This window comes from Campylobacter sp. VBCF_06 NA8, assembly GCF_027737825.1.
GTDB lineage: Bacteria > Campylobacterota > Campylobacteria > Campylobacterales > Campylobacteraceae > Campylobacter_B.
Genome location: NZ_JAOVUB010000001.1, coordinates 248,855 through 275,760, shown reverse-complemented (window position 1 = coordinate 275,760; position 26,906 = coordinate 248,855). Strand labels below are relative to the sequence as shown.

Genomic DNA, 26,906 nt, shown 5'->3' with positions numbered 1-26,906 from the left:
CCTGCTACATATCTTAAAATAGTTGATATTAACGAAAAGTTAATAATAAAGCGGTTAAAAATAAAATTATAATTTAAGATTAATTTTATTTTAAGAAAGGCTAAAATTCGGCGAATTTAGCCAAATTTCGCCAAAATTTTAGCGAATTTACTCGTCAAATTCAAAATTGTGCTTCGCGTTTTTGAAATTTCCACGGTAAAGCTTAGCATTAATTGATTCTTTGGCGATATTTTTATCTTTTTGCGGTTTTGGCAGGGCTAAAAGCGAACGCTCCAAAGCAAAAAAACTCTCCATAATCCCAGCCAACGCCCTAAAAAATTTCGAGCTTTTGTGCTCCTTTAAAAGCCCCATAAAATGGTCGCAAAACTCATTTATCACGCTTGCAAAAAGCTCGGTTGAGAGAAAAATATTTCCATTTTGCGCCTCCGCCTCATCGCGCAAAAGCGAAGATTGCAGATAAAAGATAAATCCCACAAAATCCTCGCTATCCTTGCAAAGCTCGCTGTTACGGCGAAATTTGCTCTTTTTAAGGGTGTTTGTGATGAGGATTTTCATTCTGCCCTCGTCCCTGCCCTCGTCGTAAAAACTCGCTGTCGTCGGGACATTGACAAAAGAAAAATCAAACAAAACATCGTTTTGCTCGCGCCTAAACTCCTCAAAACTAAAATTTTGCAAAATTTCAAAATTCTTAGCGTCTGCTTCGCTAATCGGCGATGATTTTAGAAATTCGAGTTGCTCTTTCCATAGGCTAAATTTAGCCCCGTTTTCGTAGAAAAAAAACGGAATTGCGAAAAATTCATAATAATACGACCTAGCCTTAATCAAATTTAAATCCATTTTCAAATCTCCTCTTGCATTTGCTTTAAAATCATAATTTTCGCCTTGCAATCAGCGCAACAAAACAGCGTTTTTGCCTTATCTGCGTCGTCCGCGAAGTGCGCGCTCATCAAATTTGCGATTTTCATAATCGCCTTTTTTGTGGCGAATTTTTTGCCACACTCGATACACTCAAACAGCTCGTCGCGAGCTAAAATTTGATACTCGAAAAACTCTTTTTTAAGCTCTACGCCACACAAATCAAGTGCCATAGTATCTTTTTCGGCGCAACTTCGCACGCAGTAATCGCACCCCACGCAAAGCGAAGCGTTAAATTTGAGCGAATTATCGCTTTTATCGGCAAAAAGTGCGCCTGTGTTGCACGCGCCCGCGCACGATAGGCACAGCGTGCAGGTTTGCTCGTTTATGCTGATTTTAGCGTGGCTTTGCGACGCGCCGTTTGCAATCACGCCGTAATCGCCCTCGCCCACCATAAATGCCATGCGAGCTGAGAAAATTTCAATTTTGCTCAAATTTGTCTCATTTAGGCTAAATTTCCACTTTTGCCCGCTTTTAGCCAAATTTAGCGCAGTTTTTAGCTGAGCTTCATTGCTAGCCACAAATACAGCCTGCACGCCATAAATCGCCATTGTCGCGCTATTTATGAGATTTATCGCATCTTTTGTGGCTTCGCAAATCTCGCCCTCAAAAAGCACGATTTGCGAGCCAGTTTCTTGCATTATGCTAAGCAAAAAAACCTCATCTAGCTGAAATTTAGCAAAAATTCCAAATGGAAGCACGCCGCAGGGCAAACTCACACCCGAAATCTCGCCAAAGCTCGCCTCATTGGCAAGAAGTGGAATTTTGCCGGCGTAGAGTTTCGCCATTTGACTAACCGCGATTGGTGGCTGTTTTGCCGAGCTAATCGCGCCTGTGGGGCAGATACTCACGCACCTACCACAGGCTATGCAATCAATATGCGAAATTTCAAGCTTGCGATTTTGCTCATCTTTCAAAAGCGCCACACTAGGGCAAACCTCCACGCATTTGGCGCACAGCTCCACTCTCCTGCCCTCGTATTGACAGAGGTTTGCGTTAAATGAAATGTTGTTTTTGTAAGTGTAAATCGGCGATTTTTCGGATACGAGAGCTAGAATTTCATCATCATTTAACCCTGCGATTTCATAACAACCACTTTGGCGAAGTTGATAGCTTTTTGCATTTTCTACTAGGAAAAAATCGGCCTCGACCTCGTATTCATCGGTGTTACTTAGCACGCTTACGCTCAAATCGCCAATCCCGCCATAGACAAATTTTACCTCAGCGTGAGTTAGGCAAATCACCTTAAATCCAGCGTTTTTGAGCGCATTTACACTGCTTTCGCGCTCATTATCGCTTACGAAAATTATATTTTTTCCCACTGGTTTTTGATAGGCATTATCCGCGCCATAATCAAACATCACCGCCTTTGCTTCGTATAAAATTTCGACATTTCTAGCGATTTGAAGCATTTCATCGTTTGTGGAATTTATATAAAAATTTATCTCTGGCGCGTAAATTTCAGCCTTTAAGCTAGGCGAATTTGCCACGACAAAGTGTTTTTCGCTATCAGTGCAAACCTCTATGCTATCGCCTAAAATGGCCTCTTTTACGCCCACTGGGCTAAATCCGTATTCGCTCATTTTCTATCCTAAAAACAAAATTCGCATTTTTTACACTCATTTTCTAAACAATCGTTAAATGTAAATTTAAACTAAACATAAGTTAAATTTGTAATTTTTTTGGCATGTTAAATTTTAATAAAAATAGTGATAAAAATGGTCCGTAAAAACAAAATTTATAGGATTTTTTAAATGCAAATCAAACTTCCCAAAGTCGATAAAATCGCAAATAGCGTAGAATTTCACGGACTTTTGAAGCCTGTGGTTTTGCGGATTGCAAAAGAGGTCATAAACGAATTTCGAACCAGCCTAGTAAATGGCGAAAATTCTTGCGCTAGCGAAGAGCAAATCATCGCGCAAATCAAATCCCGCTACGAAAAATTCGCAAATCTCACACTTCGCCCGCTTATCAACGCAACCGGCGTCGTGCTTCACACAAATCTCGGTCGTAGCGTGATTTCGCCTGAAATTTTATCTCGCGCGCAGGGGACGATTTGCGCCTATTCTAACCTCGAATTCGACCTAGATAGCGGAACGCGCGCCAATCGCTACGATTATACTAGCGCGCTTTTGGCTGAGCTTTTTGGCTGCGAGAGCGCACTTGTGGTAAATAACAACGCAGCGGCTGTGTTTTTGGTACTAAATACCTTTGCTAGGGGGCGCGAAGTCGTGGTAAGCCGTGGTGAGCTAGTCGAAATCGGCGGGAGTTTTAGAGTGAGCGAAGTCATGGCGAACTCTGGGGCGATTTTGCGCGAGGTTGGCACCACGAATAAGACTAAAATTTCGGATTATCAAAACGCCATAAATGAAAATACGGCAGTTTTGATGAAAATTCATCGTTCAAATTTTGAAATTTCAGGTTTCACGCAAAGTGTGGAAATAGACGAAATTTCGCGTTTAGCAAAATTTGCGAGCGAGAAAAAGGCTGAATTTTACGAGAAAAAAGAGCTGGAATTTAAAATTTGCGAAGAGGAAAAGTTTAACGAAATCATTGATTATTACGATCTTGGAAGCGGGAGCGTAAATGATTTAGGCTCAAATTTAAGCAAAAACGAGCCAAAAATTGGTGAAATTTTAGCCCCTGGGGCTAGGCTGATTAGTTTTAGCGGGGATAAACTTTTTGGAAGTGTGCAGTGTGGAATTATACTAGGCGAGAAATCCTTAATCGAAAAATTGCGCAAAAATCAGCTTTTGCGCATGCTTCGCGCTGATAAAATCACACTTGCGATTTTAAACGAAACGATTAAGGCTTACATTAATAAAGAATTTTCGCTAATTCCTACGATTGATCAAATTCACTTGCCCCTTAGCGAGCTTGAAAGGCGCGCCAAGGCTGTTTTGGACGCGCTAAAAAATACTAAATTTCAAGCAAGCCTTATTCGCACAAAAACCTTTGTGGGTGGCGGAAGTCTGCCTTGTAAAAACTACGATAGCGTCGCTTTGGTGCTTAGCCAAAACGCTAGCCCAGAGGAAATTTCGGCGAAATTTAGGGCGCGCGGGATTATCGGGCGCATTGAAAATGATAAATTTTTGCTTGATTTTCGCGCCATTTTAAAGCACGATTTGCAAAAACTAATAAAAATTTTAAAGGAAATGTATGAATAGCGTCATAATCGGCACAGCAGGGCATATCGATCATGGCAAAACCGCACTCATAAAGGCGCTAAATGGCGTCGATGGCGACAGATTGGCAAGCGAGATTGAGCGCGGAATCACGATTGATTTAAGCTTTTCAAATTTAAAATCAAAAAACGCAAATATCGCATTTATCGATGTTCCTGGACATGAAAATTTAGTTAAGACTATGATTAGTGGGGCGTATGCGTTTGATTGCGCGCTTTTAATCGTCGCTAGCGATGACGGGCTAATGCCCCAAAGCAGGGAGCATATCGAAATTTTATCGCTTTTAGATGTAAAAAGCGTGGTTTTGTGTATCACAAAGTGCGATCTCACGGACTCTGCGCGCCAAAACGAAGTTAAAAAAGAGTGCGAGGAATTTATAGCCAAATTTTCAAATTTGCAAATTTTAAATACATTTTTCCTAAGCGCAAAGACAAATTTAGGCGTTGATGAGCTTAAATCTTATCTATTTAACATAAAGCCAAAACCGCGCAAAAATGGGGGAATTTTGCATTATTATATAGATAGAATTTTCACTTTAAAAGGCATTGGCACGGTGGTAACTGGCTCGCTTATTAGTGGGGCGATTTCGCGTGGCGAAAAGCTTCTTTGCGCAGATTGTGGCAAAATTTTAACCGCCAAAAGCCTGCAAATCCACGATACCGACACGCAGGTTGCGTATGCGCCAAACCGCGTAGCAATCGCGCTTGATGCTAAAACTAGCGAGTTAGAGCGAGGCTATATCCTCACTAAAAAGGGCTTTTTTAGGGGATTTAACGAATCCGATACGCTCTTTCGTGGCAAAATAGCGCATGGGGAGGATGTGAGCTTTTGTGTGGGCTCAAAGCAAACGCCAGCCAAAGCGCGCATTATCAAAGAGCTTGATAGCGGCGAATTTTTGATAAATTTCAAATTTGAAAAAACTATGTTTTTGAAATTTGACGAGCCGTTTGTATGCTTGGCAAACTCTCGCGTGTGTGGGGGCGGAAGGGTGCTAAATTCGGTCATCGAGCCACTAAAAAAGGCAAATAAGGCAGAGTTTTTAACCGCACTTTTGCACAAAAATTTCAAAAAAGCCTTTGAAATTTTAAGCAAATTTCACCGCCACGGATTTGGGCTGTTTTCGGCGTATCAGAGATTTGATATGGATTATGATAGCGCAAAAGCGATTGCTAAAACGATACCAAATACATATTTTGACGAAGCGACGCTGTGCGTGTATGATAATAGCGCGATTGGCGATATCAAAGAGCTGATTAAATTTATCATAGCCAAAAACCCGCACGCTGTATTTTCCCCAACCTCAATCGCTCTAAAACTCTCTTGGGCTAGCGAAAGCTTAGCCTCCATCGTGCTTAGCGAGCTAGAAACAGCCGGCGTGATAGAAAAAACCGGTGGCGTGTATATCAAAAAAGGGGCGAATTTACAGGATTTAAAACAGAGCTTGGAGGGCAAAATTTTTGACATCATCAAAAAAGGCGGAATTGCCCCGCTTGCGCCATATAATATCTACGAAATGCTCGATATCGACCGCGTCAGTGGCGATGACGCTCTGAAAAAACTAACATATTCTAAAAAGGTAGTTCGCCTAGCGCACAATCTGTTTGTGGAGGCTGGCAATTTAAGCCAGATTATCAAAAAGCTTTATGATTTGATAAAAGAAGCTGGTTTTGCCGATGTAGCAAATGTCAAAGAGAGGCTAAATTTAAGCAGGAAATTTGCGATTTCTTACCTAGAATACCTCGACAATCTAGGCGATATCATCACAATCGATAATAAACGCTACTTAAAAAAATAAGTTATTTACAAATTTTGGCTAAAATCGTTGGATTTTTTAAAAAAGGAAGAAAATGAAAAAAGTTTTACTTTTCTCGCTTGCGGGCGCGCTAAGCCTAAATGCCGCGCTTAGCGATAGCGAAATTTTATCTATGTATGGTGGTTTGCCAGCAAATTTAAAAATCAGCGTGGCTGAGCGTATGCCAGTAGAGGGGCTAAAAGATATCCAAGCTGTGATTTTAAAAATTTCAAATGGCGAAATTTCACAAGAAGAGGTGATTTTCACTAGTGGAGATTTGGTTTTAATGGATGTGATCGACCCTAAAAAACAGATTCTTTACAAAGACCAAATCAAACAATCTAGACTTTCAAAAGGGGTAGCAAGCGTCTATAAAAGCGAAAGCAAAGACAATATCATTTCCCTTGGAAATGACCCTAAAAAGCCAACCTTGCTAATGCTAACTGACGCCGAGTGTCCGTTTTGTCGTAGAGAGCTAGCCGAAATCGAGCGAACGCTTAAAAGCAACAATGTCGAAATTGTAATGACATCAGTGCATGGAGATAGCGGTCATGCCAAATCAGCGCTGATTTACAAAGAGGTCAAATCAGCCAAAACTGACGCCGAAAAAATCGCTGTTTTGCGCAAATACTATGCCGAAGATAACAAAGCAAACGCTTCAAGCGTAAGCCCTGAGGAACTAAAAAGCGCAAAAGCTATCGCCGATAAATACTTCTCATCTGGCCTAAATTCAGTGCCATTTATCATCGAAACTTCTAAATTAAAATAAATTTCAAAATTTATACTTCAAATTCCACGCTAAATTTATGAATTTAGCGTGGTGTAAATTTCAAAATTTCATTAAAATTTAAATTTTGGAAATTTTAAAATTTCCAAAATTTTGGGTAGGTTATTTAGATTTTTTTGTAGAATTTGTAGGATTTAGGTTGCGGTCAATTATGCGGACATTTGCGTTTGCGCGGATTCTATCGTTAAATTCCTCGACCATTTTTTTGCGCTTGTTTGTCACATAGGCTTCGATTGCCTTTTCTTGCACGCTTTCGAAATCTGCCATTTGCACGCCTTTTTTATCATTTACATAAAACATCTCATATCCATTTGCCGTAGGGATAACTGGTGAGAATTTACCCTTATCCACGCTTGTGACGATATATTTTAGCCCAGCGTCCATTTGATTGGCTTTTAGCGTGCCACGCATTACATACACATTTCCTGGTCGTGCGTTTGGATTGCGTTTGATAGGATTAAGAGCACTCTCGCTTTTGGCGATATAGCGAGTTAGCGTAATGCTATCAAAGGTCGTGAATAAAGATGGGTTTTGCTCGTAAAATCTGCGCACATTTTGTGGTGTTACGGTGCGTTGCACATCGGCAAAAAGCGGTCCATAGAGCTTTTCTTCTAAAATTCCGCGACGCACATTTTCTCTAAACGCCTCTTCTGACATTTTTTGCTGTTTTAGCGCCTTTTGTAGCTGTTCTAGGCTAAGTTTGTTCTGCTCGGCAATCATTTTTATGCGGTTATCTATTTCGGCCGGGCTTACGGTGATTCCTCTGCGCTTAATCTCAGAATCTTGCAATTTTTGCTTGATTAAAATTTCCATTGCAGCTTGCGGGCTGGCACCTGTGGCCTTTTGGACTCTGGCTAATTCGTAATTCGTAATCGGCTCGTTTTCTACGACAGCCACGACGCTATTTACGACATTTGCGTTTAACGCGCCAAAACCTAAAAGTGCAACAACGGCTAGTTTTTTTATCATTTTCAACCTTTATTTAGTCTTTTTGCTTTATAATCCCACGATTATAACATTAAAAAGTAAAATTTTAAAAAGGAAATTTATGATTGTAACTCGTTTCGCACCAAGCCCGACAGGGTATTTGCACATCGGCGGATTAAGAACTGCGCTGTTTTCATACCTATACGCAAGAGCAAATAACGGCAAATTCTTGCTTCGCATTGAAGATACGGATTTAAAAAGAAATTCGGTAGAGGCCGCAAAGGCTATCGAAGAGGCGTTTAAATGGTGCAGCCTAGACTACGACGGCGAAATCGTCTATCAAAGCTCACGATTTGATTTATACAAAGAATATGTCCAAAAGCTCCTTGATGAGGGCAAAGCATACAAATGCTATATGAGCAAGGCTGAGCTAGACGCGCTAAGAGCCGAGCAAGAAGCCAGAAAAGAGCGCCCAAAATACGATAATAGGTATCGCGATTTCACAGGCACACCGCCGGTTGGTATCGAGCCAGTAATCCGCATAAAATCGCCACTTGACGGCACGATTGAGTTTAGCGACGGAATTAAGGGCGATATGAAATTTGAAGCCAAAGACATTTTAGACGATTTTATCATCGCTAGAAGCGACGGCACGCCGACTTATAATTTCACGGTCGTCATAGATGACGCGCTAATGGGCGTTACAGATATCATCAGAGGCGATGATCACCTATCAAATACCCCAAAACAAATCGTGCTTTATAACGCACTTGGATTTAAAGTGCCTAAATTTTACCATGTTGCTATGATAAATGGCTCTGACGGCTCAAAACTCTCTAAACGCCACGGCGCGACAGATGTCATGGAATACAAAAAAATGGGCTATTTGCCACAAGCTCTGCTAAATTTCTTAGTCCGCCTTGGCTGGTCGCATGGGGACGATGAAATTTTTAGCATGGACGATATGAAAAAACTCTTTAATCCTAATAATATCGGCAAAAGCGCAAGCACATTTAACCAAACCAAACTTGATTGGCTAAATGCGCATTACATTAAAAATTTAAGCACCACCGAAGCCTGCGCCCACCTGCTAGAATTTGGCGTAGATATAGTAAATCACCCTAAAAAAGAGCTTATCATTGATCAATACAAAGAGAGAGCAAAAACCCTAGCCGAAATGGCGAACGGAATCGCAACCTTAATCAATCCTTTAAAAATTTATGATGAAAAAGCGTATAAAAAGTTTATCAACGAAAATTCGATAGCCTTACTCGCAAAATTCCAAGAAATTTTAACCTCAAATTTCGTTGCAAGCGAAATCGAGGCGAAGACAATGGAATTTTTGGAGGCAAACGAAGTGAAGCTAAAAGATTTAGCCCAACCTTTGCGAGTCGCCATAACAGGAACAAGCGTAAGTCCGTCGATATTTGAAATGATTGAAATTTTAGGTAGCGACGAGGTTAAAGCTAGAATTTCTAGCTTATTACAGAAAGGAATTTAAATGGCACAAAATGATTTGAAAGAAAGGGCGTTAGAGTATCATATCAGTGGAAAAATCGGCATAAATGTCAAAACCCCATGCGCTAAACCAGAGGATTTGACCCTAGCATACACACCAGGCGTTGCCGAGCCTTGCAAGGTGATTGAGGCCGATAATGAGCTAGCATACAAATACACCAACAAATCAAATCTTGTCGCAGTTATCACAAATGGAACGGCCGTTTTAGGGCTAGGAGATATAGGTGCAATAGCAGGAAAGCCAGTAATGGAGGGAAAAGCGGTTTTGTTTAAAAAATTTGCTGGCGTAGATGCTTTTGATATCGAGATCAACGAAACAGATCCTAAAAAAATAGTCGAAATTTGCAAGGCTATCTCGCCGACATTTGGTGGAATAAATTTAGAGGATATCAAAGCTCCTGAGTGCTTTGAGATCGAAAAAGAGCTACAAAATGCCGTCGATATCCCTGTCATGCACGATGATCAGCACGGCACAGCGATGATTACAGGTGCTGGATTAATCAACGCAGCCTACATCAGTGGCAAAAAAATCGAAGATATGAAAATCGTAGTATCTGGTGCTGGCGCAGCAGGTATTGCGTGCGCGAAACTCTATAAAAGTCTTGGCGCAAAAAATGTAATTATGCTCGATTCAAAGGGCGTGATTCATACTGGCAGAAATGATTTAAACCCGCAAAAAATGGAATTTGCTATCGACACAAACGATAGAAGCCTAGCAGATGCGATGAGGGGTGCGGATATGTTTCTTGGCCTTAGCAAACCGGGCGTCGTAACAGCCGAAATGGTAAAATCAATGGCGCCAACGCCGATAATCTTCGCTCTGGCTAACCCTGTGCCTGAAATCTACCCAGATGAGGTACATGCCGTGAGGGACGATGCAATCGTAGGCACTGGTAGAAGCGACTTTGCTAATCAAATCAACAATGTCTTGGGTTTCCCTTACATTTTCCGTGGTGCGCTAGATGTAAAAGCCAAAAAAATCACCGAAAATATGAAACTAGCCGCTTCTCGCGCTATGGCAGAGCTAGCCCGTGAGCCAATCCACCCAGATGTGCTAAAAATGCTAGGCAAAAAGGATTTGAAATTTGGACGAGATTATATTATCCCGAATCCATTTGATCCGCGCGTATTTGCTATCATTTCAGCTGCTGTTGCAAAAGCTGCCGTAGATGATGGCGTCGCAAGAGTAAGCAATTTCGATTTCGAGGCTTACAAAAAATCTTTACAATCAAAATAATCGAAATTTCCCGTTTTTCGGGAAATTTCAAAATTTAAGGTATTTAAAAAATGCAAAATTTCGAAAATTCATCAAATTTAGCCCTACTTACTGACTTTTATCAACTCACAATGATGCAAGGATATTTTTTCTTAAAACCGCACGAAGTCGCAGTTTTTGATATGTATTACCGCAAAAACCCATGCGGCGGCGGTTATGCGATATTTTGTGGTATGAGCGAAGTGGTGGATTATATAGAGAATTTGCATTTTAGCAGTGATGATATAGAATATTTGCGCTCGCTTGGGAGTTTTAAGGAGGAATTTTTAACCTACCTTGAAAATTTTAAATTCTCTGGCGAAATTTACGCTGTCGATGAGGGCGAGGTCGTATTTCCGCACGAGCCACTAATCCGCGTCAAAGCAAATATCATCGAGGCGCAGTTAATCGAAACTGCGATTTTAAACACCATAAATTTCCAAACCCTAATCGCCACCAAAAGCTCGCGCATAAATTTCAGCGCAGGAGAGGGTAGCGTAATGGAGTTCGGGCTTCGCAGAGCGCAGGATAAAAGTGCTGCGATTTTTGGCGCAAAGGCCGCTATAATCGGCGGTTGCGTGGCTACTTCAAATGTTTTGGCTGCCAAAATTTTTGACATACCAGCTATCGGCACGCACTCTCATGCGTGGATCGGAAGCTTTCCTAGCGAAATCGAGGCCTTTCGCGCTTACGCCAAAATTTACCCAGACTCCGCGCTTTTGCTCGTCGATACCTACGATACGCTAAATTCCGGTGTGCCAAATGCGATTAAGGTTTTTGAAGAACTTCGCGAGCAAGGCCACAAACCGCTTGGAATTCGCATTGATTCTGGCGATTTGGAGTATCTGACAAAACAATCTCGCAAAATGCTTGATAACGCTGGATTTAAGGACGCCAAAATCACAGCCAGCAACGATTTGGACGAATACGCGATCGATCAGCTCAAACTTTTCGACGCTAAAATCGATAGCTGGGGCATTGGCACGAGATTAATCACAGGTGGCGATAGTTCAAGCCTTGGCGGCGTTTATAAGCTAAGCGGTATCGAAAAAGAGGGCGAAATTTTGCCAAAGATTAAAATTTCAAACGACCCACGCAAGATAAACAACCCCGGCTACAAGCAGTTTTTTAGGCTCTATGACAAAGATAGTGGCATGGCACTAGCGGATTTAATCACGCTTGAAAATGAAAGTATCGATGAAGGTGCACCGCTTGAAATTTTCCACCCACTCTACACTTACAAGCGCAAAAAACTCGAAAATTTCAGCGCAAAGGCTATGTTAAAGCCTGTATTTGTCCATGGCAAATTTGTCGGCGAGAAAAAATCCGTCATGCAAATCGCCGAATTTTCGCGCAAGGCCAAGGCGAAATTTTGGTGCGAATACCTGCGAAATATCCACCCACAAACCTACAAAGTAGATTTATCGGCTAAGCTTTGGGAGACGCGAAAATCGCTGATTGATGAAATAAACGCAAATTTAGGCAAATCGTAGAAAATAGTAAATTTTTATTTACTTTTGAAATAAAAATTTTGACTATAATTGCGCGTTTGCAAGATTTCTTGCGTAAAATTTCATTTTTAAAGGATAGAAAATGAGCAAAATTCTCTCATGCGCGGCTGCACTTTTACTTTTGGCAGGTTGCGCCTCAAAGCAGCTTCGCCAATCCCCAGAGGACGCGATTAACGAGCAAAACCACACCGCTGCGACTACCAAAATGGAAGTGCTAAATTTCAAAACCGAAAATGGCAAAAAACTAAGCCTAGCTTCAAACGATTTATTTGACACAGCGGTTTTGACTGATAGCGAGGGCAAAACTCACAACCTAACTCGCCAACGCTCAGCTAGCGGAATTTACATGGAAAATGACAAAGGTGTCAGTATCCACTTCAAAGAGGGTGGCGAGGGCATAGTCGAGTTTAGCAAATACAACTCACTCTCAATCTCACAAGCCGATTAATCCAAATTTTGCCACTTCTTTGGTGGCAAAATTTATTCGTTTTATTAATTTAAAAATTTTAACTTTTTCTTACAAAAATAGTAATATAATTTACGAATTTTAAAATAGGAATATGGATGCGATTTGGCAAGATAGATTATTTAAATTTACTCCCTTTTCATGTGTATTTAAAATCTCTACCTTTGCCAGCGCATACCAAAAAATTCATAGAACTCAAAAAAGGCGTGCCTAGCAAGCTCTGTCGCGATTTGCGCGCAATGCGTGTCGATGCGGCCGTGATTTCTAGCATAGAATCCCGCCACAAAAAATACTCCACCCACCCTCTTGGCATAGTCGCCCAGAAAAAAGTAAAAAGCGTGCTCGTGCGTAAAAATACCACCCCGCGCCTAGATCCAGCCTCGATGAGCTCAAATATGCTCTCGCGAATTTTAGGCATTAGTGGCGAGGTCATCATCGGTGATAACGCTCTGCGCGCGATTTTATCGCAAGGGGAGGAGAAATTTTACGATTTGGGCGAAATTTGGCACAAAAACACAAATTTGCCATTTGTTTTTGGAATTTTATGCTCAGTTAAAAATCACGAAATTTACGCCAAACTTACCGAGGCGTTTTTACGCACTAAGGTCAAAATCCCACAATATATCCTCATCAAATACGCTAGAAGCAGAGGAATTGCTGAAAAAGACATCTTAGAATACCTCCAACTCATAAGCTACAAAGTCGGCGCGCGCGAGAGGCGCGCACTTAAAATTTTCCTAAAAAAAGCAAGCAAATTTAATTATAAACCAATTTAAGGAGGAGATATGAACAGTTATGTGGCAGGGTTGTTAAACAACCTAAAAGAGCAAAATCCGGGCGAAGAAGTTTTTATACAAGCAGCGACTGAAATTTTTAACTCTCTTGCTCCCCTAATCGAGCGCGAAGAAAAATACACAAAACACAAAATTTTAGAGCGAATCACCGTGCCAGAGAGAAGCCTGAGCTTTCGCGTAGTCTATACAAACGATCGTGGCGAGCCTTGCGTGCATACGGGATACCGCGTCGAGTTTAACTCAGCGCTTGGCCCATACAAAGGCGGTCTTAGATTTCACCCTAGCGTAAATATGGGTGTTTTGAAATTTTTAGGTTTCGAGCAAATTTTCAAAAATTCACTCACAGGCGTTAATATCGGCGGCGGCAAAGGTGGCGCAAATTTCGATCCAAAAGGCAAAAGCGACGGCGAAATTATGAGATTTTGCCAAGCATTTATGTTAGAGCTTCACAGGCTTATTAGCGAAAATACAGATGTCCCAGCCGGCGATATCGGCGTGGGCGGTAGAGAGATCGGCTATATGTATGGCGCATACAAAAAAATCACTCGCAGATTTGATGGCGCTCTTACTGGCAAAGGCCTAGCATGGGGCGGAAGCCTAGCTCGCACGCAAGCCACAGGATATGGCTCAGTGTATTTCGCACAAGAAATGCTAGCTAAAAAAGGCGAAGCACTTCGTGGCAAAGTCTGCGCAATCTCAGGCGCAGGAAATGTCGCAATCTACACAGTCGAAAAACTATATCAACTAGAAGCCAAACCGGTTACCGTTAGTGATTCTACCGGCTTTATCTACGATCCAGATGGCATTGATTTGGCACTTCTAAAAAAGCTAAAAGAAGAGCTTAGAGTAGGTCTTGCAGAGTATGTCAAAGAGCGCAAAAACGCTAAATTTACCCCAGTTAGCGAGTATCCAGAGGGCAGAAACGGCGTATGGAGCGTCAAATGCGACGCAGCCTTCCCAAGCGCTACGCAAAACGAGCTAAGCTTAGATGACGCCAAAACACTATACGCAAACGGATGTCGCCTTGTATGCGAGGGGGCAAACATGCCTAGCACGCTAGCTGCGATTGATTTTATGCTAAGCCAAAAAGACTTTTTATTTGGCCCTGCAAAAGCAGCAAATGCTGGTGGCGTGGCGACAAGTGGCTTAGAAATGATGCAAAATGCGCAACTTGAATCATGGAGTTTCGAAGAGGTCGATGGCAGGTTACACGAGATTATGAGGCATATCTTCCGCACTAGCTATGAAACCTCGAAAGAATTCGGCGATGAGGGCAACCTTGTGCTTGGCTCAAATATCGCAGGTTTCCGCAAAGTAGCCGATGCGATGATAGATCAAGGCTATGTTTAATAGCTAAATTTCGCTAGGATTTCCCTAGCGAAATTTGAAATTTTAAAATTTAATGCTCAATTTTATTGCTTAAAAGCGTGGCGATAGATTTCGTGCGTTCGTTTGAATTTAGCGCGATTTGTATGCTCATAGTAAGTGGCACAGCCAAAAACATACCTCCCACACCAAAGACAAATCCCCAAAGAAGAAGACCTCCAAGCACGCTTAGTGTCGAAAGCCCCAGCCCCTCGCCCATGAAGCGTGGTTCGATGATATTTCCGATGACGACATTTATGATAAGATAGATCGCCACGACCCAAATACTCACGCTTAAATCCATTGTCGCCAATGTCACGAAAAGTGTCGGAAAAACGGCGATTATAGAGCCGATTGTAGGGATATAATTTAGCATAAACGCTACTATCCCCCAAAGTGCTGCATACGGCACGCCAAGTAGCCACAGACAAAGCCCGATTAGCGCACCTGTCGTGGCGCTTGAAATCGTTTTGATAAGTAGATATTTTTTCAGGCTTGGGGCAAATTTTTTCATAAATTTATGCATACCGCGGTTGCGAGCAGAAAAATATTTGATTTTCGCATCAATTACCGAGCTTTCAAAGACCATGAAAGAGACCAAAATAAAGACGAAAAACCCGGTGCTGACAATTCCGCCTGTTTTTTTCGCCACAGCTGTCGCGCGAGATACCATTTCAGAGGGCTCAGCACCGAGGCTAGCTAGATCAAAATCAATGCCATAATTATTCAGCCGCTCTTGCGCGCCACCTAGGACCTGGTTAAATTTCGCCCCCAGCTCTGGTAACTGCGCCGAAAACTCTCTGACCGCCTTAAATACGATATCACCCATAAATCCCATAACACCAAGAAATCCCAAAACCACGATCAAAAAGCTAAACAATCGCCCTACGCGCAGTTTTTGGATAGATAGCATTAGTGGAGAAATCAAAACCGTGATAAAAATCGCTAGCAAAAACGGCACGATAATCGAGCCAGCAGCTTTAAGTCCTGCTATGATTATCACCACGCAAGCAGCCGAGATTAGGGACATTTGAAGTTTCATTGTAATCCTAAATTTTGAAATTTGTTCTATATTTTAATAAAAATTTGTAAATTTTAGATTTTTTGTAAAGTGGAATTTACCCGTAAATTTCACGGGTAAATTCGGCTAAATTTAATCAGCGCACACCGCGTTTGGCTGGATTCTCGTCTCGCCAGAGTATGATGAAATCATCAGCGCCTCGCCATTAGCATACTGGCACACGCGACCTGCTTGTGTCGAGCTTTTAAGCGATTTGCCCTCTTTGTATGTAATTGTCACGGCGTCGATTACCTTGGTATCGCTTAGCATAGGTGCTAAATTTATCGGCACAACCTGCAAATCCCAACATAGCAACAAAATTAAAACCGATTAGAGATTTTTCATAGCATTTTCTTTATGCATAAATAAAAATCTCGTTACATGTTTGGAATTTTAAATTTGATTTTAAGAAATTTAAAGAAAATTAGCACCAAAAATGGTGCTAATTATAAAATTTTGTTATTTTTTCTCTTCGTGTTTAATCGCAGCGTCGCCTGACTTGCTTAGATAGTCATACTGACCTTTTGCCATATTTCTAGTGGCCTCACTCTCAGCTCTAATGCTATCTGTATGAGCGTCAAGGTTATTTAGCTCAGCCTTGGCAAAGTCCTCGGCCTTAGCAGCACGCGCTTTGCGCATTGCTCTTTTTTCTTCAAGTTCTACACGCATATTCTCGATTTCGATTTCGCGTTTGAGATCCTCGTATTCTTGGTCGCGTTTTTTATCTTTCATATATTCTTGATAAATTCGCTCCTCTTTGGCCTCTTTTTTCGCCTCTTTTGCTCTAATGGCTTCAAGTCTAGCTTTTTCTTTCGCAGCAGCTCTTGCTTGCGCTTTTGCAGCTGCGGCTCTTTCTTGTCTTTGACCCTCCATTTCGGCTTGGCGCAACGCCTCCAAATCAGCCCACGCACCAGTGCAAAGCAAAGCTGCGAAAAGTAAAGTAAATTTTTTCATTATTTTTCCTTCGGACAAACAGCGTTTGGTTGAATTCTAGTCTCTTTTGTGCGAGTTGAAATCAACAGAGCAGTTCCTTCCTTAAACTGGCACATACGACCAGCTTGTGTTGAAGTTTTTAGTTTTGTGCCTTGTTTGTAAGCAATCGTAACACCCTCAACGACAACTTTGTCTTTTACCATTGAACCAGCAGCATATCCACCAGCTGCGCCCACTGTGCCACCAGCGACCGTGCCACCTGTTTCATGGCGTCTGCCACCCATTTTGTTACCCAAAATTGCACCACCAACTGCACCTAAAAGTGTGCCGATGCCTTGCGCTGTGCGTTTTGCTTCTGTATTATCCACAGCGACTTTTGCCGGCATAATTGATAGAATTTGCACGGTTTTAGCGTCTTGTTGAGTGTTTAGGTCATTTACATCATAAACATCAGAACCAAGCGTATTTGTATCAACGCAACCTGTCAATGCAAGCATAGTAACTATGCTCAAACTAATAATTTTTTTCATAAAAAATTCCTTTGAAAATAAATGAAATTCCGTGATTATACCCCCACCCAGCTTAAATTTAATTGATTTTTTTTAGTTAATATTAATATTTTGTTTAAATTTATTTACCTTAAATTTTCGAAATTTAATCACGCCAAATTTAACCCTAAATCGTTATAATTCTTGCAAAATTTAAAAAAAGGAAATTTATGAGAAAATTTCTAGTTTTGGCTGGTCTTTTGGTGTTTTTAGCGGGGTGTGGGGAGGAGAAAAAAAGAGGAAAACAGCGCTTAGCAAACACGAAAAAAAATGATTCCATAGAGCTAGAAATTTCGCGCGAATTTGACAAAATCGCTGCCGCAAACTCCGCAACACCGACAAAACCTATAAATTCTACCACGCTAGCCATGCCTGATACGCCAGCTGTTTTTGATGCGAGCAAAGATGGCTTAAATGAAATTGCAAGCGCGCCAGAGACGCTAGAAGCGCCAAATTTCGCGCAAGAAAAAAGCGCGCCGAGTGTTACAAATGAGCCAAATACAAAAAATCTCGCGCCAAGCGAGCCTGAGATGGCAGAGGTGCCAGCCGTTTCCTCCAAGCCAGCCACTTCCACGCAAACGATAATTTTATCGGCTCCAAATCAAGCTAAAAGCGAACAAGAAAACGCCGATAAATGCCAAAACACCGAAACTATCGCGCTAATCAAGGCTAGCAAAAAGGATTTGCCATACAAAAACGGCGTTGTGATTTATAGCGACATAACCTGCCAAGACAACCTTTTAACGCACTACTATGAATTCGACCTTCCGCCAGAGGCAATGGAAAAAATCAGCCAAATCGAGGATAAGTTGCGCTCGAATTTGGTTTTGAAAAGTGGCGAGCTTTTGGAGCTTTACTGCAAAGCCGAGGAGCTAGCCGAATACAGAGATAACGAAATCGCCATGAAGTGGCGCTACACCCTGCCTGGGATTGATGCTAACCTAGCTTCTATCGTAATTTCGCCAAGCAATTGCAAGTAAAATTTAGTGAAATTTAAAAGGGATTTAGCCAAATTTTGAAATTTGGCTAAATTTTGAATTATCTGTTTAGAAGTTTTTTCGCTTCGTTTGCGACATTTAGATCGCTAAAACCGAAAAGTTTGAATAGCTCGCCAGCTGGTGCGCTCTCGCCAAAGCTCTTCATGCCTAAAATTTCATCAGCGAATTTATACCATTCTAGCGCACTTGCGGCCTCTACGGCTAGGACTTTGCCTTTGAAAATTCTAGCCTTGTATTCATCGTTTTGTTCGCACAAAAGCTCGAAACAAGGCGCACTAACAACATTTGCTCTGATATTTTCGCTTTGAAGCAGGGCCGCGGCTTTTAGGCAGATTCCTACTTCGCTACCACTAGCTACTAGCGTGATATCGGCGTTTTCACACTCTTTGATCAAATACGCGCCGTTTTTTGCCTCGCCAAATACAGCCTTTGGCAAAGCCTCCAAGCCTTGGCGCGAGCAAACAAAGGCAGCAGGGGCGTTTGTGGCAAGTGCTGCGCGCCAGCACTCTACATTTTCGTTGCCATCAGCCGGACGGAAAGTGTAGAAATTCGGCATTGCGCGGAAGGTTGAGAGTTGCTCGATTGGCTCGTGAGTCGGGCCATCCTCGCCTACGCCGATACTATCGTGAGTGAAAACGAAATAGTGCCTTAGGCTCATAAGCGCCGCCATTCTCGCGCTGTTTTTAAGATAGTCGCTGAAAATAAAAAATGTCGCAGAAAATGGGATAAACAGCCCGTATCTAGCGATTGCGTTATTTATCGCAGCCATTGAGTGCTCGCGGATCCCGAAGTGGAAATTTTTGCCATACGGGAAGTCGCCAAAGCCCTTTAATTCGGTCTTATTAGAGGCCGCAAGGTCTGCGCTTCCGCCTATGAAGCTAGGAAGCGCAGCCGCGATTGCGTTTAAAATTTTGCCATTGCTATCGCGCGTAGCGACCTTTTGACCGCTAAAATCAGGAAATTCAATCGCATCAAAATTTGGATTTTGAAGCGAGTTTAATAAATTTTTCTTCTCTGCGCTTAAATTTGCGATTTTTTCGTTCCATAGTTTTTCAGCCAAATCGCCCTTTTCTACGGCTGCGCGAGTGGCGAAAAGCACATCTTCGCTCACACTAAAACTCTCATCAGGGTCAAATCCAAGCGCCTCTTTGGCTCTTTTTATGAGATCCTCGCCCAAAGGTGCGCCGTGAGTTTTGTGGCTACCTTCTAGCTCCAATGCACCCTTTCCGATAGCGGTATTTGCGATGATTAGGTATGGTTTGGTTTTGTTTTTGGCCTCATCTAGGGCAAATTCGATTTGGTCGAAATTGTGTCCGTCTATGCGAGCCACCTCGAAGCCTTGTGCTTCGAAGCGAACCTTGATATCCTCGTCCCACGCAATCGAAGTTGAGCCGTCAATCGTGATTTTGTTGCTATCATAGATAATGACTAGATTATCTAGGCTGTGGCAACCTGCCAGCGCGCATGCTTCGTAGCTGATACCCTCCTGCAAATCTCCGTCGCCACAAAGACAATAAACTTTGTGATTGATAATCTCATTATTTTCATCATTTAGCAAATTTGCAGCGTATTTTGCTGCCATTGCAAAGCCCACAGCGTTTGCTACGCCTTGACCTAGCGGACCTGTGGCAATTTCTACGCCAGGGGTTGTGATTTCTGGGTGACCTGGGGTTTTGGAGTGGAGCTGACGGAAATTTTTCAAATCTTCCAGCGCGATATCATAGCCACTAAGATATAGATAGCTATACACCAAAGCACTTGCATGACCGCCGGAAAACACGAGGCGATCGCGGTTTAGCCAGCTTGGGTTTTTTGGATTATGCACTAGCTTTTCCATAAGCACGCTCATCACATCGCTTAGCCCCATAGGAGTGCCTGGGTGGCCAGAATTTGCCTTTTGGATCATATCCGCACTCAAAAATTTAATGGTGTTTGAAATTTTACTTCTCATTTTTATCCTTTCAGATATTTGTTTATCAAATTTGATACTAAATTTTGCAAATTTTCACTCTCATCGCTCATGCTTTCTTCGATTTGCGAAATGAGTGAGTTTTTATACTCTTTGGCGCGTTCGACGCCAAGTAAATTTGTAAAAGAATTTTTATCCGTATCGTGCATAGTAGGCTTTCCTGCGGTTTGGGAGCTTTGCGTGGCGTCGATGATGTCATCTTGTATCTGAAAAGCTAGTCCTAAATTTAGCCCGACGCCATAAAATTTCCTCGCCTTTTCATCGCCCAAACCCGCTATAACAGCGCCTAGTTCAAACGAAGCGGCTATTAGGGCGCCTGTTTTGTGAAGGTGCAAAAATTTTAAATCTGATATTTCTAGGTGTTTTTTCTCAAAATAACAATCAATCGCTTGACCCAAAACCATGCCCGCTGAACCGGCATTTTTGGCTAAAATTTCAACGCATTTTACCTTAATCTCTGCGCTTAAATTTGACTTAGAAATCACCAAAAAAGCGTCAGTATTTAACGCGTCGCCCACGAGTATTGCTGTAACCTCATCATATTTTTTGTGTATGGTTTGATGAGCGCGCCTAAAATCAGCATTATCCATAGCAGGTAAATCATCGTGGATTAGCGAGTATGTATGCACCATTTCTAGGGCTTTTGCGACAGGCAGGGCATCTGCAAATTTTTTTTTATTTGCAGCAGCGACCACGCCAAGAAGTAGTTGAGCGCGAAAATGCTTCCCACCAGCACCCAACATATAATTTAACGCCTCTTCGAAATATGGGTGAAAGCTAGGTGCGTGAAGTGGGTTTTCGCGCAAATACTCTTTAAATTCCTTTAAAATTTCCATTTTTATTCCTAATTCGCGCCAAATCCGCCTAGTCCGCCAAGACCACCTAGCATGGCAGTTGCGGCGTTTTTCTTTTCGTTTTCTATGAGTTTTACGGCGTCATTTATCGCTGAGATTAGCAAAATTTGCAAGCTATCTTTATCCTCCAAAAGGCTATCGTCGATCTCCACATCCAAAACCTCGCCAGCGCCGTTGATTTTGATAGCGACCATACCAGCGCCGACTTTGACGCTAAATTCTTTTTTGGCGTTTTCTTCTTGGATCTGCTTTGCCTTTTCTTGCATTTGCTCGATCATTTCGCCCATTTTAGAAAAATCCATTCCCTCAAACATCTCTTACTCCACAATCTCATTTTTTTCATTTACATGCACGATTTTTGGCCTAAATTTTTTCGCCTCGTCTGGCTTCATTTGCGCATAACTTACGATGATGATGACATCGCCTACGCAGACTTTGCGCGCAGCCGCGCCATTTAGGCAAATCTCGCCCTTTTTCTCGCCCTCGATGATATATGTGCTAAATCGCTCGCCGTTGTTGATATTTAGAATTTCGACCTTTTGAAACTCAATCATACCGCTAGCTTTTAAAAGCTCTTTATCAATCGTAATCGAGCCGACATAATTTAAATTTGCGTCCGTTACACGGGCTCTGTGAATTTTGCTTTGAAGCATTGTTATTTTCATTTTTGCTCCTTTAAAATCTCTAAAACGACATCTTTATCGCTAAATGGATATTTTACGCCCTTTATCTCTTGGTATGTTTCATCGCCCTTGCCCAAAATCACGACCACTTCGCCATTTTGCGCCAAATTTATCGCCTTTTTAATCGCCTCTTTGCGATCTGCGATTTTTGTGATTTTTTCTTTATCTCGCATACCATCTTCGATTTGGGCGATGATTTTTTCGGGGTCTTCGCTTCGTGGATTATCGCTAGTGATGATTGCAAATTTAGCGAAATGCTCCACCATAGCCCCCATTAATGGGCGTTTTAGAGGATCTCTGTCGCCACCTGCGCCAAAAACCACGATTAGCTCATTATCTTTGAGCGCGTTTAGCACCTTTTCGATCCCATCTGGCGTGTGCGCGAAATCCACGATGACAAGGGGGTTTTTGGCTACTACTTGCACCCTGCCCTCAACACCTGCGAAATTCGACAAAGCCCTTGCGATATCTTTTTCGTTTTTATTAGTTAGCATTTTAACTGCGCCAAAGGCTGCCAGGGCGTTGTAAAGGTTAAATTCGCCGATTAATTCGCTAGAAATTTCAAACTCACCATTTGGAGTTTTTATCATAGCGTCGATTGCGCCTTTTACGCTGTAAGCTAGCACGCTAAAAGTGGCTGGATTTTTCACGCCATAAGTTAGGGCATTTTTTAGATTAAATTCGATATGGCCGTCGTCTTTGTTGATGAGCTTTGCGCTCTCATCGGCGAAAAACGAGCTTTTTACTGCGGCGTATTCGCTCATAGTTTTATGATAATCCAAATGGTCTTGGCTTAAATTTGTAAAAATTTTAAGCGCAAAATTTAGCCCCTCAATGCGGTTTTGCGCGATTGCGTGAGAGCTAACCTCCATAACGAAAAATTCGCACTTTTGTTTGCTAGCCTCCCATAAATAACTCATCGTTTTAAAAACAGAGCTTGTCGTAAGCCCCTTTTCATCGATTCTTTTATCGTTTATGAAAGCCCCTCTGGTGCCACACAGCCCCACAGAATACCCCAAATCCAAAAGCATAGAATAAATCAGTGCAGCGGTCGTGGTTTTGCCGTTGGTGCCGGTAATGCCTACGATTTTGATACTCTCATCAATCCCTAAAAGCGCCTTTGCTTCGCTAATAGAAATGATTTGTGCGCCGTTTTGCTCGGCTTGTGCGCTAAATTTGGAATTTGCGCTAGTTTGCACAAAATAGCACCCACTCTCGCACTCGCCCGAATTATCGGTGATAAAACTATTTTTAATCCCTATTTTCATTTTTTATCTTTTTTATAATCTCATCTAGGCGCAAATCCCCCGCGAAATGCTCCGAACTCGCCTCGATATAATTAATGCAAATTTCATCAAATCCATTTGCAAGTAAATTTTGCAAAAACTCGATCATCTCATCTTTGTTCTCAACCGCGATTTTTGACGAGAAAATCACGCTCTCAAAGACATTTTTAAAGCTTCCTCTCTCCTTTACAGCGCGCATGAAATCTTTGTATAAAATCGCGTCTATCCCCTCAGCCTCGTCTGAAAATTTCTTTGAAATTTCAGCATTTTTCTTAGCGATTTTTTCGTTAATTGAGTTTAAAATTCGAAACAAAACGCTAGGTTTTGGCTTAGGTTTTAGAGTGTAAAATTCATACAGCATCAAGGCCTCTTCTGGCTCGCTAAGCCCCAAATCGCAAAGCTCGATTAAAAACAAAAGCTCATCACTTGGTTTTTGCTCTTGCGCTAGGGCAAAAAATGTTTTAGCAAACTCAAATTTGCCAGATTTTAGGGCGTTTAGCCCTTTTGATTTATAGCTCAAAATTCTCGCCTTGTGGGATATTTACGACGCTAAGTTCTGGGTGGATATCCATACGAAGCTGTCTTTCTACGCCAAATTTCAGCGTCTGTCCGCTAGCAGCGCAACCATGACAATGTCCTGTGAGCGTGACATACACAACGCCGTTTTTAATACCACGAAGTTCCATATCACCGCCGTCGTTTTGTAGCATTGGGCGGATAGTATCGAGGCTAGCCTTGACAGGGCCCAAAAGCTCTTCATCGCTAAATGGTATCATTAAAATTCCTTTAAATTTGCTCTTTAATTGCTTTTTGGCGCGTCTTTTGCCATGATTTTATCGCCTAGGGTTTGTAGATTGCTTAGGCTTTTTAGGTGGAAAAACGCTAGCTCTAAATAGCCTTTGCGCGCAAATTCAGCTAGTTTTTTATCATCTAGGCCCAAAAGTTTTTCGCGGTTTAGTATCAAAAAACCGTTTAATAGCGTAATCGTCTCGCCGTCTTTTTGGATATTTAGCTCTTTTGCTTCCAAAACGCCAGCCTCTTTTAGCTCTTTTGCAGCCTCGCTAGTAATGGCGTTTAGTTCCCAGTAGTTTTTCATTACGCTTTTCAAATTTTCCAAAAACTGCGTTGGTTTGCCGTCTTCAAACAGCGCCTCGCCCTCGCCTTTGATTTGTTTGGCGTCCTCATCGAAGCAAATCACCATGCGATCTTCGATTTTGGCTAGGAAAAATGGATAATTTTGGATAGCTGATGGCACCATGCCTTTGTAGCTTTTGTCGATTAAAAGGTTTTTTGAACGGCCTAGAAGTGCTACCATTTTTGGCTCAGGTTCGTTTGTAAAAACGATGACTAGTTTATCAGAACACGCTGGAACCTCAGGCGCGATTACAGGCACAAACGGCTCGTTTGGAATCGCGTCTGCGTGGTATTTTAGATCTGCATGTTTTACGCTATCGAGTATAACTGGTCTCATGATTTGTCCTTAAATAAAAAATATCCCGCGATTATACTAAATTTAGGATTAGAATAAAATTTATTATGGCGCGAAATTTGCGAATTTAGCGTTTAAATTTTTAATTCATTACAAATTTAAATTTAAACGCTTTGAATTTATTATTGTAGGGATTTGGTCTAGGTGATTTCAGGCAAAACAGCGAAATTTGCTTAAAATCCTAAATTTTCGTTGATCAAAATCACTTCGTATTCACAGCCATACGGCGGATAGTAAAATATGCTAAACCCCCTACACATGCGCTCTTTGCTCTTGCAATCGTAGCATTTATCCCCGTTTGCCACACATGGGGTTTTTGATTTAAAGCGATTTGTATTTTTCACAGCAGCTATGTTTCTAGCTCTGCTCATCGCACTATCAAAATCTGGCGCGATTTTGTTTTTGCCCACGATGAAATAGACCTTTTTGTGCCCGTAGCAAATCGCTGCTATGCGGTTACCGGTGCCGTCGATGTTGATGATTTCGCCGTCTTCTGAAATGCCATTGACAGACGAGATATAAACATCGGTCGTAAGGGCTTTTTTGCGCGTTTCATCGACGCTGAGATTTTTGTCAAGTAGCCAGTGCCAGTAGGTTTCGTTGTGCTCTCTAAGACTCTCATATAGCCCCATTTCCTTGACACTCATCGAACCGCCAAAGCCCACGCTGACATCGTGGATATAGATATTTAGATACTCCACAGCCTTTTCTTTGCTCTCAAAAGCGCTGACCTTGTAGCCTAATTTTTCCAAATTTTTGGTTATTTTGTCGAAATTCATACCTGCCCCCTGAAATAAAATTTGGTTATTTTATCAAAATTTGCAAAAATTTAATTTAAATTTTGTGTGTTAAATAAGTAAATTTAAAGCTAAATTTGGATAAATTTGCCATTTTTTGCAACTAACTGCGTGAAGAAGTGTTTTCAAAATCACCGCTATTTTGAAAACAGTTGGTTTGATACTTTCGCCTGAAATTCGTTAAACCTAAGTGCAAGTTGCATTAAGCGGAATAAAATTTTAGGAGTGTAGGATGAAAGTTCGTCCTTCTGTTAAGAAGATGTGCGACAAATGTAAAGTCGTCAAACGCAAAGGTGTTGTCCATGTAATTTGTGACAATCCAAAACATAAACAAAGACAAGGATAAGTTATGGCTCGTATCGCAGGTGTTGATTTACCAAAGAAAAAAAGAATTGAGTATGGCCTAACTTATATCTATGGTATAGGTCTTTTCACTTCAAGAAAAATTCTTGATGCCACTGGCATTTCTTACGACAAAAGAGTTGCTGATCTAAGCGAAGATGAGGCTGCTACAATCCGCAAAGAGATCCAAGAAAACTATATGGTTGAGGGTGATCTTAGAAAAGAAGTTGCGATGAATATCAAAGCTTTGATGGATTTGGGTGGTTATAGAGGTTTAAGACACAGAAAAGGTCTTCCTGTTCGCGGTCAAAAAACAAAGACAAATGCTAGAACCCGCAAGGGCAAACGCAAAACTGTCGGCGCGGCAACTAAATAAGGATTGAGAAATGGCAAAAAGAAAAGTTGTTAAGAAAAAAACCGTTAGAAAAAATATAGCAAAAGGTATCGTTTATATCTCTGCTACATTTAATAACACAATGATTACAGTTACAGACGAAATGGGAAATGCTATCGCATGGAGCAGTGCTGGCGGACTAGGATTTAAAGGCAGCAAAAAATCAACTCCATACGCAGCTCAACAAGCAGTAGAAGATGCGCTTGGCAAAGCAAAAGAGCATGGCATTAAAGAAGTTGGTATCAAAGTTCAAGGTCCAGGTAGCGGTAGAGAAACTGCTGTAAAGAGCGTGGGTGCTATTGAGGGTATTAAAGTTACATATTTCAAAGATATTACTCCTTTGGCTCACAATGGTTGCAGACCACCAAAACGCCGCCGCGTATAATAAATTTAGGAGAATATAATGGCTAGATATACAGGACCAGTTGAAAAATTAGAAAGAAGACTAGGCGTTGATTTATTTATGAAAGGCGAAAGAAGACTAGCTGGAAAAAGTGCTCTTCTAAAAAGACCTTATGCGCCAGGCCAACACGGACAAAGACGCGCTAAACTTAGCGAATACGGCTCACAACTAAGAGAAAAACAAAAAGCTAAATTTATGTATGGCGTTAGCGAGAAACAATTCCGCAAACTATTCGCAGAAGCTGCTCGTCGCGATGGAAACACAGGTGCGATTTTAATCCAACTATTAGAGCAAAGACTTGATAATGTAGTTTATAGAATGGGCTTTGCTACAACTCGCCGTTTTGCAAGACAACTTGTAACTCACGGACATATTTTAGTCGATGGAAAAAGACTAGATATCCCATCATACAATGTAAAAGCTGGACAAAAAATCGAAGTTATCGAAAAAAGCAAAAACAATCCTCAAATTTCAAGAGCGGTTGATTTGACAGCTCAAACAGGTATCGTTGCTTGGGTCGATGTAGAGAAAGAGAAAAGATATGGAATTTTCTCACGCGTTCCAGAAAGAGATGAAATAGTTATTCCTGTCGAGGAAAGATTTATCGTAGAGCTTTACTCTAAATAGTAGGTGAA

At 41.7% G+C, this 26,906-nt stretch carries 30 protein-coding genes; 14 read left to right on the top strand and 16 right to left on the bottom strand.

Annotation, left to right across the window (positions count from 1 at the left end):
• Nucleotides 1-147 precede the first annotated feature (147 nt).
• Nucleotides 148-837 carry a hypothetical protein gene (locus OFO10_RS01580; RefSeq protein ID WP_270858458.1) on the bottom strand — a complete coding sequence of 230 codons (690 nt, stop codon included), beginning with the start codon at nt 835-837 and terminating at the stop codon, nt 148-150.
• A 2-nt stretch (nt 838-839) separates the two neighbouring features.
• Nucleotides 840-2,498, bottom strand: coding sequence for a 4Fe-4S binding protein (locus OFO10_RS01575; RefSeq protein WP_270865838.1), 1,659 nt, complete (start codon nt 2,496-2,498; stop codon nt 840-842).
• A 171-nt stretch (nt 2,499-2,669) separates the two neighbouring features.
• On the opposite strand from OFO10_RS01575, the gene selA reads away from it, so the two are divergent.
• From selA to OFO10_RS01560, 3 genes are read left to right on the top strand one after another with little or no spacing between them, the layout of a single operon-like run.
• Nucleotides 2,670-4,082 carry an L-seryl-tRNA(Sec) selenium transferase gene (gene selA, locus OFO10_RS01570; RefSeq protein ID WP_270865837.1) on the top strand — a complete coding sequence of 471 codons (1,413 nt, stop codon included), beginning with the start codon at nt 2,670-2,672 and terminating at the stop codon, nt 4,080-4,082.
• Entirely contained in the window at nt 4,075-5,895 is a 1,821-nt protein-coding gene (gene selB, locus OFO10_RS01565; protein ID WP_270865836.1) for a selenocysteine-specific translation elongation factor, read from the top strand. The genes selA and selB overlap by 8 nt, the downstream gene beginning before the upstream one ends.
• A 52-nt stretch (nt 5,896-5,947) precedes the next feature.
• Nucleotides 5,948-6,661 carry a histidine kinase gene (locus tag OFO10_RS01560; protein ID WP_270865835.1) on the top strand — a complete coding sequence of 238 codons (714 nt, stop codon included), beginning with the start codon at nt 5,948-5,950 and terminating at the stop codon, nt 6,659-6,661.
• Nucleotides 6,662-6,781: 120 nt separating this feature from the next.
• On the opposite strand, the gene OFO10_RS01555 is transcribed toward OFO10_RS01560, so the two are convergent.
• Complete coding sequence (locus tag OFO10_RS01555) at nt 6,782-7,648, bottom strand: SurA N-terminal domain-containing protein (RefSeq protein ID WP_270865834.1); 867 nt, start codon at nt 7,646-7,648, stop codon at nt 6,782-6,784.
• A 79-nt stretch (nt 7,649-7,727) separates the two neighbouring features.
• Between OFO10_RS01555 and gltX the strand changes: the two genes are divergently transcribed.
• From gltX to gdhA, 6 genes are all read left to right on the top strand, one after another.
• Nucleotides 7,728-9,107 (top strand): glutamate--tRNA ligase, encoded by a 1,380-nt coding sequence (gene gltX / locus OFO10_RS01550; protein ID WP_270865833.1) that lies wholly within the window; start codon nt 7,728-7,730, stop codon nt 9,105-9,107.
• Entirely contained in the window at nt 9,108-10,361 is a 1,254-nt protein-coding gene (locus OFO10_RS01545) for a malic enzyme-like NAD(P)-binding protein (RefSeq protein WP_270865832.1), read from the top strand. It abuts the gene before it with no gap.
• Between the two features lie 50 nt (nt 10,362-10,411).
• Nucleotides 10,412-11,872 carry a nicotinate phosphoribosyltransferase gene (locus OFO10_RS01540; protein ID WP_270865831.1) on the top strand — a complete coding sequence of 487 codons (1,461 nt, stop codon included), beginning with the start codon at nt 10,412-10,414 and terminating at the stop codon, nt 11,870-11,872.
• A 100-nt stretch (nt 11,873-11,972) separates the two neighbouring features.
• Nucleotides 11,973-12,338: a hypothetical protein gene (locus tag OFO10_RS01535; RefSeq protein ID WP_270865830.1), complete on the top strand. Its 366-nt coding sequence runs from the start codon at nt 11,973-11,975 to the stop codon at nt 12,336-12,338.
• Nucleotides 12,339-12,454: 116 nt separating this feature from the next.
• Nucleotides 12,455-13,132 (top strand): MqnA/MqnD/SBP family protein, encoded by a 678-nt coding sequence (locus OFO10_RS01530; RefSeq protein ID WP_270864777.1) that lies wholly within the window; start codon nt 12,455-12,457, stop codon nt 13,130-13,132.
• Between the two features lie 9 nt (nt 13,133-13,141).
• Nucleotides 13,142-14,500, top strand: coding sequence for an NADP-specific glutamate dehydrogenase (gene gdhA, locus OFO10_RS01525; RefSeq protein ID WP_270865829.1), 1,359 nt, complete (start codon nt 13,142-13,144; stop codon nt 14,498-14,500).
• Nucleotides 14,501-14,549: 49 nt separating this feature from the next.
• On the opposite strand, the gene OFO10_RS01520 is transcribed toward gdhA, so the two are convergent.
• From OFO10_RS01520 to OFO10_RS01505, 4 genes are all read right to left on the bottom strand, one after another.
• Complete coding sequence (locus OFO10_RS01520) at nt 14,550-15,557, bottom strand: AI-2E family transporter (RefSeq protein WP_270864775.1); 1,008 nt, start codon at nt 15,555-15,557, stop codon at nt 14,550-14,552.
• 111 nt (nt 15,558-15,668) lie between these two features.
• Complete coding sequence (locus tag OFO10_RS01515; protein ID WP_270865828.1) at nt 15,669-15,893, bottom strand: hypothetical protein; 225 nt, start codon at nt 15,891-15,893, stop codon at nt 15,669-15,671.
• A gap of 141 nt (nt 15,894-16,034) precedes the next feature.
• On the bottom strand, nt 16,035-16,529 hold the full coding sequence (locus OFO10_RS01510; RefSeq protein ID WP_270865827.1) for a DUF5384 family protein: 495 nt from the start codon (nt 16,527-16,529) through the stop codon (nt 16,035-16,037).
• Nucleotides 16,529-17,038 carry a glycine zipper 2TM domain-containing protein gene (locus OFO10_RS01505; protein WP_270865826.1) on the bottom strand — a complete coding sequence of 170 codons (510 nt, stop codon included), beginning with the start codon at nt 17,036-17,038 and terminating at the stop codon, nt 16,529-16,531. Before OFO10_RS01505 ends, OFO10_RS01510 begins: the two co-directional genes overlap by 1 nt.
• 188 nt (nt 17,039-17,226) lie before the next feature.
• Between OFO10_RS01505 and OFO10_RS01500 the strand changes: the two genes are divergently transcribed.
• Nucleotides 17,227-18,036, top strand: a complete 810-nt coding sequence (locus OFO10_RS01500) for a hypothetical protein (protein WP_270865825.1) — start codon at nt 17,227-17,229, stop codon at nt 18,034-18,036.
• A gap of 58 nt (nt 18,037-18,094) precedes the next feature.
• Here the strand turns inward: OFO10_RS01500 and tkt are convergent, their stop codons facing one another.
• From tkt to OFO10_RS01455, 9 genes are all read right to left on the bottom strand, one after another.
• Nucleotides 18,095-20,005 carry a transketolase gene (tkt, locus tag OFO10_RS01495; RefSeq protein ID WP_270865824.1) on the bottom strand — a complete coding sequence of 637 codons (1,911 nt, stop codon included), beginning with the start codon at nt 20,003-20,005 and terminating at the stop codon, nt 18,095-18,097.
• 2 nt (nt 20,006-20,007) lie between these two features.
• Nucleotides 20,008-20,859: a polyprenyl synthetase family protein gene (locus OFO10_RS01490; protein WP_270865823.1), complete on the bottom strand. Its 852-nt coding sequence runs from the start codon at nt 20,857-20,859 to the stop codon at nt 20,008-20,010.
• An 8-nt stretch (nt 20,860-20,867) separates the two neighbouring features.
• Entirely contained in the window at nt 20,868-21,191 is a 324-nt protein-coding gene (locus tag OFO10_RS01485) for a YbaB/EbfC family nucleoid-associated protein (RefSeq protein WP_270858475.1), read from the bottom strand.
• Nucleotides 21,192-21,194: 3 nt separating this feature from the next.
• Nucleotides 21,195-21,542 (bottom strand): aspartate 1-decarboxylase, encoded by a 348-nt coding sequence (gene panD, locus OFO10_RS01480; RefSeq protein WP_270865822.1) that lies wholly within the window; start codon nt 21,540-21,542, stop codon nt 21,195-21,197.
• Nucleotides 21,539-22,828 carry a UDP-N-acetylmuramoyl-L-alanyl-D-glutamate--2,6-diaminopimelate ligase gene (locus tag OFO10_RS01475; RefSeq protein WP_270865821.1) on the bottom strand — a complete coding sequence of 430 codons (1,290 nt, stop codon included), beginning with the start codon at nt 22,826-22,828 and terminating at the stop codon, nt 21,539-21,541. The genes panD and OFO10_RS01475 overlap by 4 nt, the downstream gene beginning before the upstream one ends.
• Nucleotides 22,812-23,366: a histidine kinase gene (locus OFO10_RS01470; RefSeq protein WP_270865820.1), complete on the bottom strand. Its 555-nt coding sequence runs from the start codon at nt 23,364-23,366 to the stop codon at nt 22,812-22,814. The genes OFO10_RS01475 and OFO10_RS01470 overlap by 17 nt, the downstream gene beginning before the upstream one ends.
• Nucleotides 23,356-23,622 carry a NifU family protein gene (locus OFO10_RS01465; RefSeq protein WP_270865819.1) on the bottom strand — a complete coding sequence of 89 codons (267 nt, stop codon included), beginning with the start codon at nt 23,620-23,622 and terminating at the stop codon, nt 23,356-23,358. Before OFO10_RS01465 ends, OFO10_RS01470 begins: the two co-directional genes overlap by 11 nt.
• Nucleotides 23,623-23,645: 23 nt before the next feature.
• On the bottom strand, nt 23,646-24,317 hold the full coding sequence (locus tag OFO10_RS01460; RefSeq protein WP_270858480.1) for a SapC family protein: 672 nt from the start codon (nt 24,315-24,317) through the stop codon (nt 23,646-23,648).
• Nucleotides 24,318-24,508: 191 nt separating this feature from the next.
• Nucleotides 24,509-25,114, bottom strand: a complete 606-nt coding sequence (locus OFO10_RS01455; RefSeq protein WP_270862949.1) for a lactate utilization protein — start codon at nt 25,112-25,114, stop codon at nt 24,509-24,511.
• A 250-nt stretch (nt 25,115-25,364) separates the two neighbouring features.
• On the opposite strand from OFO10_RS01455, the gene rpmJ reads away from it, so the two are divergent.
• The 4 genes from rpmJ to rpsD are packed head-to-tail and all read left to right on the top strand — an operon-like array spanning nt 25,365 to nt 26,898.
• The gene (rpmJ, locus tag OFO10_RS01450; RefSeq protein WP_270858514.1) at nt 25,365-25,478 is read left to right on the top strand and encodes a 50S ribosomal protein L36; all 114 of its coding nucleotides are present in this window, start codon (nt 25,365-25,367) and stop codon (nt 25,476-25,478) included.
• 3 nt (nt 25,479-25,481) lie between these two features.
• Nucleotides 25,482-25,850 carry a 30S ribosomal protein S13 gene (gene rpsM / locus OFO10_RS01445; RefSeq protein WP_270858513.1) on the top strand — a complete coding sequence of 123 codons (369 nt, stop codon included), beginning with the start codon at nt 25,482-25,484 and terminating at the stop codon, nt 25,848-25,850.
• Between the two features lie 10 nt (nt 25,851-25,860).
• A complete protein-coding gene (gene rpsK / locus OFO10_RS01440) occupies nt 25,861-26,253 on the top strand; it encodes a 30S ribosomal protein S11 (RefSeq protein ID WP_270858512.1) in 393 nt (130 codons plus the stop codon).
• Between the two features lie 18 nt (nt 26,254-26,271).
• On the top strand, nt 26,272-26,898 hold the full coding sequence (gene rpsD / locus OFO10_RS01435) for a 30S ribosomal protein S4 (RefSeq protein ID WP_270858511.1): 627 nt from the start codon (nt 26,272-26,274) through the stop codon (nt 26,896-26,898).
• The last annotated feature ends 8 nt before the right edge of the window (nt 26,899-26,906 follow it).

Excerpts from the sequence above, each read along its gene's own strand:
- OFO10_RS01580 (WP_270858458.1), bottom strand. The coding sequence starts at position 837 with ATGGATTTAAATTTGATTAAGGCTAGGTCGTATTATTATGAATTTTTC.
- OFO10_RS01575 (WP_270865838.1), bottom strand. The coding sequence starts at position 2,498 with ATGAGCGAATACGGATTTAGCCCAGTGGGCGTAAAAGAGGCCATTTTA.
- selA (WP_270865837.1), top strand. The coding sequence starts at position 2,670 with ATGCAAATCAAACTTCCCAAAGTCGATAAAATCGCAAATAGCGTAGAA.
- selB (WP_270865836.1), top strand. The coding sequence starts at position 4,075 with ATGAATAGCGTCATAATCGGCACAGCAGGGCATATCGATCATGGCAAA.
- OFO10_RS01560 (WP_270865835.1), top strand. The coding sequence starts at position 5,948 with ATGAAAAAAGTTTTACTTTTCTCGCTTGCGGGCGCGCTAAGCCTAAAT.
- OFO10_RS01555 (WP_270865834.1), bottom strand. The coding sequence starts at position 7,648 with ATGATAAAAAAACTAGCCGTTGTTGCACTTTTAGGTTTTGGCGCGTTA.
- gltX (WP_270865833.1), top strand. The coding sequence starts at position 7,728 with ATGATTGTAACTCGTTTCGCACCAAGCCCGACAGGGTATTTGCACATC.
- OFO10_RS01545 (WP_270865832.1), top strand. The coding sequence starts at position 9,108 with ATGGCACAAAATGATTTGAAAGAAAGGGCGTTAGAGTATCATATCAGT.
- OFO10_RS01540 (WP_270865831.1), top strand. The coding sequence starts at position 10,412 with ATGCAAAATTTCGAAAATTCATCAAATTTAGCCCTACTTACTGACTTT.
- OFO10_RS01535 (WP_270865830.1), top strand. The coding sequence starts at position 11,973 with ATGAGCAAAATTCTCTCATGCGCGGCTGCACTTTTACTTTTGGCAGGT.
- OFO10_RS01530 (WP_270864777.1), top strand. The coding sequence starts at position 12,455 with ATGCGATTTGGCAAGATAGATTATTTAAATTTACTCCCTTTTCATGTG.
- gdhA (WP_270865829.1), top strand. The coding sequence starts at position 13,142 with ATGAACAGTTATGTGGCAGGGTTGTTAAACAACCTAAAAGAGCAAAAT.
- OFO10_RS01520 (WP_270864775.1), bottom strand. The coding sequence starts at position 15,557 with ATGAAACTTCAAATGTCCCTAATCTCGGCTGCTTGCGTGGTGATAATC.
- OFO10_RS01510 (WP_270865827.1), bottom strand. The coding sequence starts at position 16,529 with ATGAAAAAATTTACTTTACTTTTCGCAGCTTTGCTTTGCACTGGTGCG.
- OFO10_RS01505 (WP_270865826.1), bottom strand. The coding sequence starts at position 17,038 with ATGAAAAAAATTATTAGTTTGAGCATAGTTACTATGCTTGCATTGACA.
- OFO10_RS01500 (WP_270865825.1), top strand. The coding sequence starts at position 17,227 with ATGAGAAAATTTCTAGTTTTGGCTGGTCTTTTGGTGTTTTTAGCGGGG.
- tkt (WP_270865824.1), bottom strand. The coding sequence starts at position 20,005 with ATGAGAAGTAAAATTTCAAACACCATTAAATTTTTGAGTGCGGATATG.
- OFO10_RS01490 (WP_270865823.1), bottom strand. The coding sequence starts at position 20,859 with ATGGAAATTTTAAAGGAATTTAAAGAGTATTTGCGCGAAAACCCACTT.
- OFO10_RS01485 (WP_270858475.1), bottom strand. The coding sequence starts at position 21,191 with ATGTTTGAGGGAATGGATTTTTCTAAAATGGGCGAAATGATCGAGCAA.
- panD (WP_270865822.1), bottom strand. The coding sequence starts at position 21,542 with ATGAAAATAACAATGCTTCAAAGCAAAATTCACAGAGCCCGTGTAACG.
- OFO10_RS01475 (WP_270865821.1), bottom strand. The coding sequence starts at position 22,828 with ATGAAAATAGGGATTAAAAATAGTTTTATCACCGATAATTCGGGCGAG.
- OFO10_RS01465 (WP_270865819.1), bottom strand. The coding sequence starts at position 23,622 with ATGATACCATTTAGCGATGAAGAGCTTTTGGGCCCTGTCAAGGCTAGC.
- OFO10_RS01460 (WP_270858480.1), bottom strand. The coding sequence starts at position 24,317 with ATGAGACCAGTTATACTCGATAGCGTAAAACATGCAGATCTAAAATAC.
- OFO10_RS01455 (WP_270862949.1), bottom strand. The coding sequence starts at position 25,114 with ATGAATTTCGACAAAATAACCAAAAATTTGGAAAAATTAGGCTACAAG.
- rpmJ (WP_270858514.1), top strand. The coding sequence starts at position 25,365 with ATGAAAGTTCGTCCTTCTGTTAAGAAGATGTGCGACAAATGTAAAGTC.
- rpsM (WP_270858513.1), top strand. The coding sequence starts at position 25,482 with ATGGCTCGTATCGCAGGTGTTGATTTACCAAAGAAAAAAAGAATTGAG.
- rpsK (WP_270858512.1), top strand. The coding sequence starts at position 25,861 with ATGGCAAAAAGAAAAGTTGTTAAGAAAAAAACCGTTAGAAAAAATATA.
- rpsD (WP_270858511.1), top strand. The coding sequence starts at position 26,272 with ATGGCTAGATATACAGGACCAGTTGAAAAATTAGAAAGAAGACTAGGC.